The organism is Shinella sp. 1A1 (genome assembly GCF_055379515.1).
Genome location: NZ_AP039672.1, coordinates 1,365,295 through 1,378,153, shown reverse-complemented (window position 1 = coordinate 1,378,153; position 12,859 = coordinate 1,365,295). Strand labels below are relative to the sequence as shown.

Here is a 12,859-nt window from a genome sequence, read left to right as displayed (position 1 = left end):
ACGCGCCGTCAGGGCACCGCGTCCTTCCCGCCATCTCGCCGCTGGCCCGGCCGCATGGCGAGCCTGCTATGGACATTCGTGTCGGCGGCAAGCTAGACGACACGAACCAATGCGCCGATAACAGGAGCATCGGGCAGGCAATGGTGGGGTTTCGTGGCGGTTACGATCAAGGATATTGCGAGACGGGCCGGGGTCTCGACCGCGACGGTGTCGAAGGTCCTGAACCGGAAGGATTCGGTGATCGGGGACGAGACGCGGCAGAAGGTTCTGTCGCTCGCCCGTGAACTGAACTACACGCCGAATTCGCTGGCGCGCTCGCTCGTCACGCGCAAGTCGCATGTCATCGGCATCATCGTTCCCGATATCCTCAATCCCTATTTCACGGAGCTGGTGCGCGCCTGCGACGACGCCGCGCGCCTGCGCGGCTACACGACCCTCGTCTGCAATTCCGAGGGCATAGCGGAGATCGAGACGGCGCACCTCACCTCCTTCGGGGGGCACCGCGTGGATGGCGTCCTGCTCGCCGCCAGCGACGTCATTCCCGACACGGAGCTTCTCGATGCCCTGCGCATCCCCGTCGTCTGCATGGACCGGGAGATCGGCCCGGTGGCGCAGCTCGTCGCGACGGTCGATACCGACTATCGCAGCGGCGCCTTCCAGGCGACGCGCCATCTGATCGAAAAGGGCCATACCCGCATCGCCTTCCTCAGCGGTGCGCCGCATCGCTCGAACACGCAGATCCGCCTTTCCGGATACAGGGACGCGCTCGCCGAAGCCGGCATTCCCTTCGATCCCGAGCTGGTGCGCTGCAAGGAATTCCAGCACAGGTTCGGCCATCAGGCCACGCTGGACCTCATCGACAGCACCGATTTCACGGCGATCTGCTGCATGAACGACATGCTGGCCATCGGCGCGATGGTCGCCCTGCGCGAGCGCGGCCGGCGCGTGCCGGAGGATTGCGCGGTGATCGGCTTCGACAACATTTACCTCTCTCCGCTGCTGGAGCATCCGCTCTCGACCGTGGACCGGCGCATCGCCCATTCCGGCCGCGTAGCGACGAATGCCCTCATCGATTTCCTCGAGGATCCTGACCGCAAGGGCGAGGCCATCACCATCATGCCCACGGTGGTCAGCCGCACCACGACCTGACGGAGCGGGATGCTTCCGATGGCGTTCAAGTGCCCGTGTCATGGCACCTATGAAATTGTCTCACATCCACATTCAGGCACCGTTATTTAGCCCGCGCTACGAGAGGCCTTGACGGGATGGCTTTCGCCAAAGTACACGTTTACCTTCGCTTAGGTACACGTTTAACTAACGCGGAAACGGTCGGTTTTCTGTTGACAGCGAACAGCCCGACCGTCATATGTATAGACATTAAGATCGGTCTCGCCGGCGCTGCATGCCCCGGCATCCAGGGAGGGGAATGACAATGCTGAAACATCTGATGGTGACGGTCGCCTTGGCGGCGATGACGGCGGGCGCGGCGGCGGCCGATTTCAACCCGGCGATCGTCTACGGAACGAGCGGCAAGTTCGACAAGTCGTTCAACGAGATGGCCTATACGGGCGCGGAAAAGTTCAAGGCGGACACCGGCTCCAGCTACCGCGATTTCGAGGCGCAGGCCGATTCCCAGGCGGAGCAGGGCATCCGCAACTTTGCCAGCCGCGGCTTCAGCCCGGTCATCGTCACGAATTTCGGCTACAAGGACCAGCTCGCCAAGGTCGCCAAGGAATTCCCCGACATCGACTTCGTGATGCTCGATGACGTGGTCGACCTTCCCAATGTCCGCTCCGTCACCTTCAAGGAAGAGCAGGGCTCCTACGTGGTCGGCCTCATCGCGGCGCTCTCCTCCAAGAGCAAGGCCGTCGGCTTCATCGGCGGCATGGATATCCCGATCATCCGCAAGTTCGGCTGTGGTTTTGCACAGGGCGCGGCGGCCGGCGGCGCGACCAACATCATCCGCAACATGACGGGCACGACGAACGCCGCCTTCAACGACCCGGTCAAGGGCGGCGAGATCGCGGCCTCCCAGATGGGCCAGGGCGCGGACGTCATCTTCGCCGCGGCCGGCGGCACGGGCATTGGCGTCCTCCAGAAGGTCGCGGATGCCGGCAAGTTCGCCATCGGCGTCGATTCCAACCAGAACTACATGCATCCGGGCGTCATGCTGACCTCGATGGTCAAGCGCGTCGACGTTGCGGTCTACAATGCGCTGAAGGATGCCAAGGAAGGCCACTTCACCGGCGGCGTGCAGTCGCTCGGCCTTGCCGAGAACGGCGTCGACTGGGCGCTGGACGAGCATAACCGCAGCCTGATCACCCCCGAGGTTGAGGCGGCCGCCAGGAAGGCGAAGGACGAGATCGCCGCCGGCACCCTTAAGGTCCATGACTACATGTCGGACGACAAGTGCCCCCTCTGAGGAACGGTGGGCAGGCGTTAAGGCGCCTGCCCTTCCAAGCATAGTCTGGAGGAGGCCATGGCAGCAGAAATCGGCTCCGCGCGGCATGTGCTGGAGCTTTCCGGCATCAACAAGGGCTTCGGCCCAGTCGTCGCCAACAAGGACGTGAACCTCTCGGTCAAGGCCGGCAGCATCCACGGCATCGTCGGCGAGAACGGCGCCGGCAAATCGACCCTGATGTCCATTCTCTATGGCTTCTATCAGGCCGATTCCGGCACGATCCGCATCGACGGAAGGGAGGTCGGGATTCCCGACAGCCGCGCGGCGATCGCCCATGGCATCGGCATGGTCCACCAGCACTTCAAGCTGGTCGAGAACTTCACCGTTCTGGAAAATATCATCCTCGGCGCGGAAGAGGGGGCGTTCCTCTCCTCCAGCCGGCGCAAGGCCCGTCTCGAGCTTCAGCGCCTTGCGAAGGAATACGAGCTGCAGGTCGATCTGGAGGCGGTCACGGAAGACCTGCCGGTCGGCGTCCAGCAGCGCGTGGAAATCCTCAAGGCGCTCTATCGCCAGGCGCGCATCCTCATCCTCGACGAGCCGACGGGCGTGCTGACGCCGAGCGAAGCCGATCACCTGTTCCGCATCCTCCGGCGCCTGCGCGACGAGGGCAAGAGCGTCATCCTCATCACGCACAAGCTGCGCGAGATCATGGACGCGACGGACACGGTGTCGGTCATGCGGCGCGGCGAACTGATCGCCACCGCCTCGACGGCGTCGATGACGAAGGAAAGCCTTGCCGAGCTCATGGTCGGCCGGCGGGTGCTGCTGCGCGTCGACAAGTCGCCCTCGCAACCGGGCGAAGTCGTCTTCGACGTGAAGGGGCTGAACGTGCGCGACCAGCGCGGCGTGCGCATGGTCAAGGACGTCTCACTGTCCGTTCGCGCCGGCGAGATCGTCGGCATCGCCGGGGTCGCCGGCAACGGCCAGACCGAGCTTCTCGAGGCGCTGGCGGGAAACCGCGTGCCGGACTCCGGCACGGTCCGCCTCAACGGCGAGGAGATCGCCGCCGACCCGTTCAGGCGCCGCGCGGCAGGGGTCGCCCATGTGCCGGAGGACCGGCACGCCATCGGTCTCATCCTGTCCTTCCCGCTGCGGGAAAATGCCAGCCTCGGCTATCACCGCCGGCCGGAATTCGGCACGAGCCCGATGCTGAAGCGCTCCCAGCTCCAGCACTATGCGCAGGACTATATTTCCGACTACGACATCCGCCCGCCCAATCCCGATCTGCGCACCTCGCTCTTTTCCGGCGGCAACCAGCAGAAGATCGTGCTGGCGCGCGAGATCGAGCACGATCCCGAAATGCTGCTGGTCGGCCAGCCGACGCGCGGCGTCGATATCGGCGCCATCGAATTCATCCATCGACGGCTGATCGAGTTGCGCGACCAGAACAAGGCGATCCTCCTCGTTTCGGTGGAGCTCGACGAGATCAGGGCGCTCTCCGACCGCATCCTCGTCATGTTCGACGGCGCGATCGTCGGGGAGGCGAGCCCGGATGCCTCGGAGCGGGAACTGGGCCTGCTCATGGCCGGCGTCACGCAAGAAGATCAGGGGAGAGGCTAAGGTGGCCAGCTTTCTCAACATAAGGCAGATCGTCGATTTCGCGATCCTGCCGCTCATGAATGTCGCCGTCGCGCTCCTGATCTCGGGGCTGGTGGTGCTCTTCGTCGGCCAGAACCCGCTGGAGGCGGTGGGCTATCTCGTCAGCGGCGCGCTGGGCTCGGGCGAGGGGATCGGCTTCACGCTCTACTTCGCCACCAGTTTCATGTTCACGGGGCTGGCGGTCGCGGTGGCGTCGCATGCCGGCCTCTTCACGATCGGTGCGGAAGGGCAGGCCTATCTCGGCGGCCTCGGCATCGCGCTCGTGTGCCTGGCGCTCGACAAGATCGTTCCCTGGTACGTGACGCTCGTACCCGCGGCGATGGCCGGCATGCTGTTCGGCGCGGCCTGGGCCTTCATTCCGGCCTATCTGCAGGCGAGGCGCGGCAGCCATCTCGTCATCACGACGATCATGTTCAACTTCATCGCCTCGTCGGTCATGATCTACGTGCTCGTCAACCTGATCAAGGAACCGGGCAGCATGGCGCCGCAGACGCGCCTCTTCGATGCCGGCGGCCTCGTGCCGAAGCTCGGCGAGATCCTGCCCGTCGATATCGGCACGGCGCCGCTCAATATCAGCCTGTTCATCGCCATCGCGGCCGCCGTCTTCGTCTGGGTCCTCATCTGGAAGACCAAGCTCGGCTTCGAGATCCGCGCGACGGGCGCCAATCCCGCGGCGGCGCGCAATGCCGGCATCGGCTACGTCAAGATCACCATCGTCTGCATGCTGATCTCGGGCGCGCTGGCGGGCCTTGCCGGCGTCAACATCTTGATGGGGGACCTCGGCAAGCTGCAGCTCGATTTCCCGGCCGGCATCGGCCTGGTCGGGGTGGCGGTCGCCCTCATGGGGCGCGGCCATCCGGTCGGCATCGCGGTCGCCTCGGTCCTCTTCGGCGTCCTCTACCAGGGCGGCGCGGAAATCTCCTTCTGGATGCCGAACATCACGCGGGAGCTGATCATGCTCATCCAGGGGCTGGTCATCCTCTTCGCCGGGGCGCTCAGCCTGATGTTCCGGAGCTCGGTTTATTCACTGGTCGATCTCTTCCGCTTCTCGAAACGGGAGGCCTGAGCGATGCAGGAATTTCTCACCACAGTCATCCTCCTGCTGAGCTCGACGCTCCGCCTGTCGGTGCCGCTCGTCCTGTGCGGGCTTGCCGGCCTCTTCTCCGAGCGCTCCGGCGTCTGGGATATCGGCCTCGAAGGCAAGATGCTGTTTGCGGCCTTCGCCGCGGCGGCGGCCGCCTACCAGTTCGATTCCGCCTGGGTCGGCCTCGTCTTCGCAATCCTCGTCGCCGTCCTTCTCAGCCTCATCCACGGCTTCGCCTCGGTGACGCATCAGGGCAACCAGATCATCTCCGGCGTGGCGATCAACTTCATCTCGTCGGGCCTGACGGTGCTCCTCGCGGTGGGCTGGTTCGCGCTCGGCGGCAGGACGCCGCAGCTCCAGCCGGAGGCGCGCTTTCCCACGGTGATTTTGCCCTTCGCCGAGGAGATGCGTTCGGTTCCGGTCCTCGGGGCGATCTATGCCGACCTCATTTCCGGTTACAACATCCTCGTCTACGTCGCCTTCGCCGCCGTGCCGGTAACGTGGTGGGTCTTCCACCACACGCGGTTCGGCCTCCGCCTTCGCGCCGTCGGCGAAAACCCCGCCGCGGTCGATACGGCCGGCATCTCCGTGGACTGGCTGCGCTACCGCGCGCTGCTCTGCGGGGCGATCCTCTGCGGCATCGCCGGGGCCTATCTCTCGATCGCCCAGTCGGCGGGCTTCGTGCGGGAAATGTCCGCCGGCAAGGGCTACATGGCGCTGGCGGCGCTGATCTTCGCCAAGTGGCGGCCGGTTCCCGTCCTCTTCGCCTGCCTTCTCTTCGGCTTCCTCGAAGCCCTGTCGATCCGCTTCCAGGCCTTCGATTTCGGGCTGGGGCCGGCGCTTTCCACCCAGATCGTCCAGTCTCTCCCCTATGTCCTCACGGTGGTTCTGCTGGCCGGCTTCATGGGCCGCGCCATTCCCCCGAAGGCCGGCGGCATACCCTATACGAAAGAGCGTTGAATGACCGAACGTATTATCATCGATTGTGATCCCGGCGTCGACGACGCCGCCGCCATCCTGCTCGCCTTCGGGTCGAGCGAGGTCGAGATCCTCGGCATCACCGCTGTCGCCGGCAATATCCCGCTCGAAAAGACGGAGGCGAATGCGCGGCTGATCTGCGAGCTCGCCAACCGGACGGATATTCCCGTCTTCCAGGGCTGCGGCCGTCCGCTGCTCTATCCCGAACGCGCCGGCGTCACCGTGCACGGTGAAGACGGGCTCGGCGATATCGGCCTGCCGAAGCCGGCCTCCGCGCCGGCCGAACGCTCTGCCGTCCAGTTCATCATCGACCAGGTGCGTGCCGCGCCAGGCGAGGTGACCCTTGCGGTGCTCGGCCCCATGACCAATATCGCGGTCGCCCTCTCGATCGATCCCGGCATCGCGCCGCTGATCCGGCGCATCGTCTTCATGGGCGGCGCGGCCTTCTGCCCGGGCAACATCAAGGAGCGGGCGGAGTTCAATTTCTATTTCGATCCCCATGCCGCCCAGGCGGTCGTGGCCTCCGGCGTTCCCATGGTGATGTTCGGCCTCGACGTCACCCACAAGGCGATCATCACGCAGGAGCGGACGGCGCGGCTGAAGCGCCTCGGCAGGGTCGGCGGCATCATCGCCGACATGCTGAACGCCTATGGTGCGGGCGATCCCTGCCTGCACGATCCCTGCGTCATCGCCTATCTGATCGAGCCGGAAATCTTCTCCGGCGTCGAAGGCTTCGTCGAGGTCGATTGCGTTTCGCCCCTCGCCATAGGCCAGAGCGTCGTCAGCGTCACCAAGCGGGAGCTGGCCGGCCGTGCGCCGAACTGCCTGGTCATGACCGATGTCGATCACGACCGGCTGTTCGCCCTCCTCGAAGAGCGCTACGCCCGCGTGGAGCTGGAAGCCGCATAGGCTGCGGTTCGAGGCCGAGCCGCCCTCCCGAAGCGGCCGGTCTGTTCCGTCTTGCCTGCAATTCGCCGGCCGGGTTGATCAATCGGCGCGCATATCGGGGGATTCCTATTTGCCGGCAGGCGAACTATGACTTTGCCATGGAAGATTCGGCGAAGATTCGTTTTTCACGTCGCGGCGGACCGCTCCTTGGCAAAGCCGCCGTGTTGGCGGTGGTCACGGTGATGGCGGCGGCGGGATGTACGACGCGCCCCGGCGTGGGTGTCGCCACGATGTCGGCAATCGTTCCGGCTTCGAGCGCACTGGTCCTGCCTGCACCGGGCACCTATTCCATCGTCAGCGTCGTCCAGCGGCAATATACCAATGCCGTCGAACAGCAGGTCGCCCTGTCGACATCCGCGACGACCTCCGGGCAGAATTTCCTGAGCATCCAGGCCTTCGGCCCGGCTCAGACGGTCGCGATGCCCGCTGGCACGCTCGCCTTCAAGCCCGTTCGGCATTCGGCGATCCGGGCGGAGATCCGCACCTATTTTCCCGGCCGCAGCCTTCCGATCTCCAGCAACTTCGTGCGCAACGGCTACGGGCCGTTCGGCTATGCCTACGGCCGTGGCGCGGGCGACGACGGGTGCCTCTACGGCTGGCAGCAGATCCGGTCGGACGTTGCCGACCGCGACAGGATGCGCGACCTCGGCATGATCCAGATTCGCCTGCGCGTCTGCCAGGCGGGGGCTTCGGAAAAGGATCTGGTCGAGATGATGTATGGCTACACCATCGTCGGCGGCTTTTCCGGCGCGACATGGAATCCCTACGGCACTCCCGCTTCCGTCGATAGTCAGGTCGGCGGCGGGGAGCCGCTGCGTGTTCCTTTCGAGGAGCGCAAGGTGCCTGTCGCGGCCCGCACGCAGCAGCGCGTGCCGGCGACCCATCGGGCCGAGGAGAGCACGCCCGTTCGCAAGGTTGAGGCGACCGATACCAGTAATGGCGTGATCGTTCCTTCTCCGACGGGTGGGACGGCGGCATCGGAAAGCGAGGCCGTCGTGGTGCCGTCGCCCGTCTGCGTGACCGGCGCTGCGGGTTCGGCGACCTGCAAGTGACGCAAGGCATTTGCGCCTAATTTTTCCTTAAGGATATGGCGGATAAGGTCTTCCCGTACGCGCTATGACGGCGAAGGACGGTGCATGAGATATACCGGTACGATCATGCTGTGGGCACTCGTGTCCGCGCTCGTGATCCTCGTAATCACACTACCCATCAATCTGCAGACGCAGCTTATCGCCAGCATTGCCGTGGTCACGTTCATGGCGGTGATCAAGGTGCTGCGCGCCGAGGGCATCTGGCGACTCATCGCGCTCGCCTTCGGCACCGCCGTGGTGCTGCGCTATGTCTACTGGCGCACGACGAGCACCCTGCCGCCGCTAAACCAGCTCGAGAACTTCATTCCCGGCTTCCTGCTCTACCTTGCGGAAATGTACAGCGTGCTGATGCTGGCGCTCAGCCTCTTCGTCGTCGCGATGCCGCTGCCGCCGCGCAAGAGCCGCATGGCCGATGAGGGCCGGCTCCCCTCCGTCGACGTCTTCGTGCCCAGCTACAACGAGGATGCCGCGCTCCTCGCCAACACGCTCGCCGCCGCCAAGGCGATGGACTATCCCGCCGACCGGTTCACGGTATGGCTGCTCGACGACGGCGGCACGGAGCAGAAGCGCAATGCCACGGCGGTCGTCGAGGGCCAGGGTGCGCAGGCCCGGCACCGCGAGTTGCAGGCGCTCTGCCAGGATCTCGGCGTCAACTATCTCACCCGCGCCCGCAACGAGCATGCGAAGGCCGGCAACCTCAACAACGGCATGCAGCATTCGACCGGCGAGCTCATCGCCGTCTTCGACGCGGACCACGCTCCGGCGCGCGATTTCCTGCGTGAAACGGTCGGCTATTTCGGCGACGATCCCAAGCTCTTCCTCGTCCAGACCCCGCACTTCTTCCTGAATCCCGACCCGCTGGAGCGGAACCTGCGCACCTTCGAGACGATGCCGAGCGAGAACGAGATGTTCTACGGCATCATCCAGCGCGGCCTCGACAAGTGGAATGCCGCCTTCTTCTGCGGCTCGGCGGCGGTGCTGCGGCGCACGGCGCTCAACGAGGCGGGCGGTTTCAGCGGCCTATCGATTACCGAGGACTGCGAGACGGCGCTGGCGCTCCACTCGCGGGGCTGGAACAGTGTCTATGTCGACAAGCCGCTGATCGCCGGCCTGCAGCCCGCCACCTTCGCCAGCTTCATCGGCCAGCGCAGCCGCTGGGCGCAGGGCATGATGCAGATCCTGCGCTTCCGCTTCCCGCTCTTCAAGAGCGGGCTCTCGGTGCCGCAGCGCCTCTGCTACATGTCCTCGACGCTGTTCTGGCTGTTCCCGTTCCCGCGCACGATCTTCCTCTTCGCGCCGCTCTTCTATCTCTTCTTCGACCTGGAGATATTCACCGCCTCCGGCGGCGAGTTCCTCGGCTATACGCTGGCCTACATGCTCGTGAACCTGATGATGCAGAACTATCTCTACGGCTCGTTCCGCTGGCCGTGGATATCCGAGCTCTACGAATATGTGCAGAGCGTGCATTTGCTGCCGGCCGTCGTCTCCGTGATGCTCAACCCGACCAGGCCGACATTCAAGGTCACGGCGAAAGACGAATCGATCAAGGTGGCGCGGCTATCGGAGATCAGCCGGCCGTTCTTCGTGATCTTCGCCGTGCTGTTCATCGCCTTCCTGATGAGCGTCTACCGCTTCTATTCGGAACCCTACAAGGCGGACGTCACCTTCGTCGTCGGCGGCTGGAACCTGCTCAACCTCGTCATCGCCGGGTGCGCGCTCGGCGTCGTGTCCGAGCGCAGTGAACGGGCGGCGAGCCGCCGCGTGACCATCAACCGCCGCTGCGTCTTCTCCTATGACGGACGGGAATATCCGGGGACGCTGGAGAACGTCTCGGCCAACGGCGCGCGCATGCAGGTCTTCGGGCTGGAGGAGGAGCTGGCTCCCGGTGCCCACGCGGCGCTCCGCTTCACGCCCTATGGGAGCGAGCATCAGGAAACGCTCCCCATCGACATCCGCAACACGGAGAACCTCGGCAGTGTCGTCGCCGTCGGCTGCCGCTTCATGCCGGAGGAGGCAAGGCACCATTCCCTCGTCGCCGACCTGATCTTCGCCAACTCGAACCAGTGGAGCGATTTCCAGGTCTCGCGCCGCTACAATCCCGGCCTCGTGCGCGGATCGCTCTGGTTCCTCGGCATCGCGCTCTACCAGACCAGCCGCGGCCTGATCTATCTCATGCGCAACTTCACGGGCGGCAGGAAGGAGGCGTCGTGATGGCTTATCGCAAAACCGCTGCTTCCTTCGGTCTTGCCCTCGTCCTTTCGGCTTCCGCGGCTTTCGCGCAGGAGCAGGCGACCCCTTTCGACATGTCCGGCGAGCGCGGCCCCGCTGTCGAAAAGCCCAGGGCGATAGAGGAGGAAAAGCCTGCCACGCAGACGCCTGCTACCGAGACGCCTCTTGCCGAGACGCCGGTGACGCAGACAGGCGAACCGGAAAAGAAGGCAGCGACGGCCGATCCCGCCGCGCGGCGCTACATCATTCCGGCGGAGACCCTGCTTCTGGAAGGGGAGATGGCAAGCCGCTCCTTTCCGGTCTTCCTGACCAAGGAGCAGGCCACCGGCGCGGATGCTATCAGCATCGGATATTCCAACGCGGTGGTGGTCGCGCCGGAAGCCTCGAAATTCACGGTCGTCATCAACGACGTGCCGGTGAAAGAAATGCCGGTCCAGTCGCCCGAGGGCACGACGGATATGCGTCTGGCGCTGCCGCCCGGCCTGCTGCGGCCGGGCGTCAACCGCGTGACCTTCAGCGTCGCGCAGCGTCACCGTACCGACTGCACGATCCAGTCGACCTATGACCTGTGGACGGCCGTCGATCCCGCGCGCACGTTCCTGACCCTGCCGGCGGACAAGGGCGGCGCCCTGCTGACGACCGACGACATCGCCGCCGTGGGCCTCGGACCGACGGGCCGGACGAAGTTCCGCATGGTCGTGCCGGAGATGGGCCAGCCCGCCGCCACGAACGCCCTGATGCGTCTCAGCCAGGGGCTGGCGCTGATGGCGAAGATGCCGAACCAGACCTTCGATATCGTCAACACCCTGCCCGAAAAGGCCGAGGCGGGCGAATTGACCGTGCTCGTCGGCACCGCCGGAGACCTCTCGCCGCTGCTGCCCGCCCTGCCGGCCTCGGCGCAGACGGCGGCGCTCGCGACCTTCGTCGATGCGCCCGGCGGGCGGAAGGTCTTCGTGCTGAGCGGGCCGAGCTGGCCTTCGATCGAGGGGGCGGTGGAGGGCGTCGTCTCGCCCGTCGACCGTCCGCTCGGCGTCACGCGCGAGGCGCTCAGCGTGCGCCAGCGCAATGCCGCGGAAATGCCGCTCGTCACGGGCGAGGCGGCGTTGACCTTCTCCTCGCTCGGCGTTCCCACCAGCGAGTTCAGCGGCCGGCGTTTCCGCACCGGTTTCGACATCGGCATACCGTCGGACTTCTATGCCGACGCCTATGGCGAGGCGACGCTGATGCTCGATGCCGCCTATTCCTCCGAGGTACTGCCGGGCAGCCATATCGACATCTATGTCAACGGCAATATCGCCTCCACCGTGCCGATCACCAACAGCGGCGGCGGAATCTTCCGGCATCTGCCGATCCGCGTGACCATGCGCCACTTCCGACCCGGCCCGAACCGCATCGACGTCGAGACGATCCTGCGGACGCAGGCGGATGCGGTCTGCGCGCCGGGGGCCAGCGCCCTGCCGGAGCCGCGCTTCGCGCTGTTCGACACGTCCGAGCTGCGCATGCCGCGCTTTGCCCGCATGGCGCAGCTTCCGAATCTCGATGCGCTTTCCGGCACCGGCTTCCCCTATAACGGTTTGACCGATCCGATTGCGCTCTATCTCGACCGGCTGGATGGCGATACGCTTTCGGCGGGCGCGACCTTCCTCGGCAAGGTGGCGGTCGCGAGCGGCCGGGTGCTGCAGATTCGGCCGGAAGCCTCGGCGCTCGCCATCGGGGAGCGCAACGCGATCCTCGTCGGCACGATTTCGCAGCTTCCCCCGCTCGTGCTCGCCCAGACACATATTGCCGGCGAGAGCGCATCGTCCTGGGGTGCGGCGGCCGGCGGCGGACAGCAGCGCGCGACGCAGGATGCTTTCAACGAATGGCAGTCGCGCGTGCGAACCGGCTCCTGGCGCGGGCAGATCACCGCCTTCGAGGAATGGCTGCACAGCACCTTCGACATATCCTTCTCCTCCCTGCGCCTCCTGCCGGGTCCCGAACAGGAGATTCTTCCCGATGCCAGCGCAGGCTTCCTTGTCGCGCAGGGCGACAGCCCGGAACAGACCGGCGCATGGACGGTGCTCGCGGCACCGACGGGAGACGCCCTGCGGACCGGAATGGATGCTCTCGCACAAGACACGCGCTGGCAGCAGCTCGGCGGCTATGCGAGCCTGGAAAGCAAAGACGGGAAGGAGCTGCTCGACGTTCGTCCGGTCAATCGCGCCCGTTTCGTCACCACGCAACCCTGGACATTTTCCAACATGCGTCTGGTGGCGGCCAACTGGCTTTCCTCAAACATCCTTGCCTATGCGGTGGCGTTCTGCGGTCTGTCGATCCTGCTCGGTATTGCCACATCGGCACTGCTCAACCGCTTCGGGCGCGGCTCGTGACCGTCCGTTTACCCATGGTTAACCATATCGCGGTTTTATCGCAGGTGGTTGGCTCATCTTGGGGGATACGGGTCCGTATTCCTGCGTTCAAGGCGCATGG

9 protein-coding genes are annotated in these 12,859 nt (G+C 65.3%); all 9 read left to right on the top strand.

All coding sequences use genetic code 11. The features are described from left to right. The first annotated feature begins 153 nt into the window (after nucleotides 1-153). The 9 genes from ACZ48C_RS23150 to ACZ48C_RS23110 all read left to right on the top strand — a co-directional run bounded on the left by ACZ48C_RS23150 (nucleotide 154) and on the right by ACZ48C_RS23110 (nucleotide 12,759). On the top strand, nucleotides 154-1,149 hold the full coding sequence (locus ACZ48C_RS23150; RefSeq protein WP_464783120.1) for a LacI family DNA-binding transcriptional regulator: 996 nt from the start codon (nucleotides 154-156) through the stop codon (nucleotides 1,147-1,149). Between the two features lie 283 nt (nucleotides 1,150-1,432). Beyond that, on the top strand, nucleotides 1,433-2,422 hold the full coding sequence (locus ACZ48C_RS23145; RefSeq protein ID WP_464783119.1) for a BMP family lipoprotein: 990 nt from the start codon (nucleotides 1,433-1,435) through the stop codon (nucleotides 2,420-2,422). A gap of 57 nt (nucleotides 2,423-2,479) precedes the next feature. Further along, a complete protein-coding gene (locus tag ACZ48C_RS23140; protein ID WP_464783118.1) occupies nucleotides 2,480-4,021 on the top strand; it encodes an ABC transporter ATP-binding protein in 1,542 nt (513 codons plus the stop codon). A gap of 55 nt (nucleotides 4,022-4,076) precedes the next feature. Beyond that, a complete protein-coding gene (locus tag ACZ48C_RS23135; RefSeq protein ID WP_464783977.1) occupies nucleotides 4,077-5,126 on the top strand; it encodes an ABC transporter permease in 1,050 nt (349 codons plus the stop codon). A 3-nt stretch (nucleotides 5,127-5,129) separates the two neighbouring features. After that, the gene (locus tag ACZ48C_RS23130) at nucleotides 5,130-6,104 is read left to right on the top strand and encodes an ABC transporter permease (RefSeq protein ID WP_119255346.1); all 975 of its coding nucleotides are present in this window, start codon (nucleotides 5,130-5,132) and stop codon (nucleotides 6,102-6,104) included. Continuing rightward, complete coding sequence (locus ACZ48C_RS23125) at nucleotides 6,105-7,031, top strand: nucleoside hydrolase (RefSeq protein ID WP_119255345.1); 927 nt, start codon at nucleotides 6,105-6,107, stop codon at nucleotides 7,029-7,031. It begins immediately after the preceding gene. Nucleotides 7,032-7,231: 200 nt separating this feature from the next. After that, nucleotides 7,232-8,122 (top strand): cellulose biosynthesis protein BcsN, encoded by an 891-nt coding sequence (bcsN, locus tag ACZ48C_RS23120; RefSeq protein ID WP_464783117.1) that lies wholly within the window; start codon nucleotides 7,232-7,234, stop codon nucleotides 8,120-8,122. An 84-nt stretch (nucleotides 8,123-8,206) separates the two neighbouring features. Beyond that, nucleotides 8,207-10,372, top strand: coding sequence for a UDP-forming cellulose synthase catalytic subunit (bcsA, locus tag ACZ48C_RS23115; RefSeq protein WP_464783116.1), 2,166 nt, complete (start codon nucleotides 8,207-8,209; stop codon nucleotides 10,370-10,372). Then, nucleotides 10,372-12,759: a cellulose biosynthesis cyclic di-GMP-binding regulatory protein BcsB gene (locus ACZ48C_RS23110; RefSeq protein ID WP_464783115.1), complete on the top strand. Its 2,388-nt coding sequence runs from the start codon at nucleotides 10,372-10,374 to the stop codon at nucleotides 12,757-12,759. The genes bcsA and ACZ48C_RS23110 overlap by 1 nt, the downstream gene beginning before the upstream one ends. The last annotated feature ends 100 nt before the right edge of the window (nucleotides 12,760-12,859 follow it).

Excerpts from the sequence above, each read along its gene's own strand:
- ACZ48C_RS23145 (WP_464783119.1), top strand. The coding sequence starts at position 1,433 with ATGCTGAAACATCTGATGGTGACGGTCGCCTTGGCGGCGATGACGGCG.
- ACZ48C_RS23140 (WP_464783118.1), top strand. The coding sequence starts at position 2,480 with ATGGCAGCAGAAATCGGCTCCGCGCGGCATGTGCTGGAGCTTTCCGGC.
- ACZ48C_RS23135 (WP_464783977.1), top strand. The coding sequence starts at position 4,077 with ATGAATGTCGCCGTCGCGCTCCTGATCTCGGGGCTGGTGGTGCTCTTC.
- ACZ48C_RS23130 (WP_119255346.1), top strand. The coding sequence starts at position 5,130 with ATGCAGGAATTTCTCACCACAGTCATCCTCCTGCTGAGCTCGACGCTC.
- ACZ48C_RS23125 (WP_119255345.1), top strand. The coding sequence starts at position 6,105 with ATGACCGAACGTATTATCATCGATTGTGATCCCGGCGTCGACGACGCC.
- bcsA (WP_464783116.1), top strand. The coding sequence starts at position 8,207 with ATGAGATATACCGGTACGATCATGCTGTGGGCACTCGTGTCCGCGCTC.
- ACZ48C_RS23110 (WP_464783115.1), top strand. The coding sequence starts at position 10,372 with ATGGCTTATCGCAAAACCGCTGCTTCCTTCGGTCTTGCCCTCGTCCTT.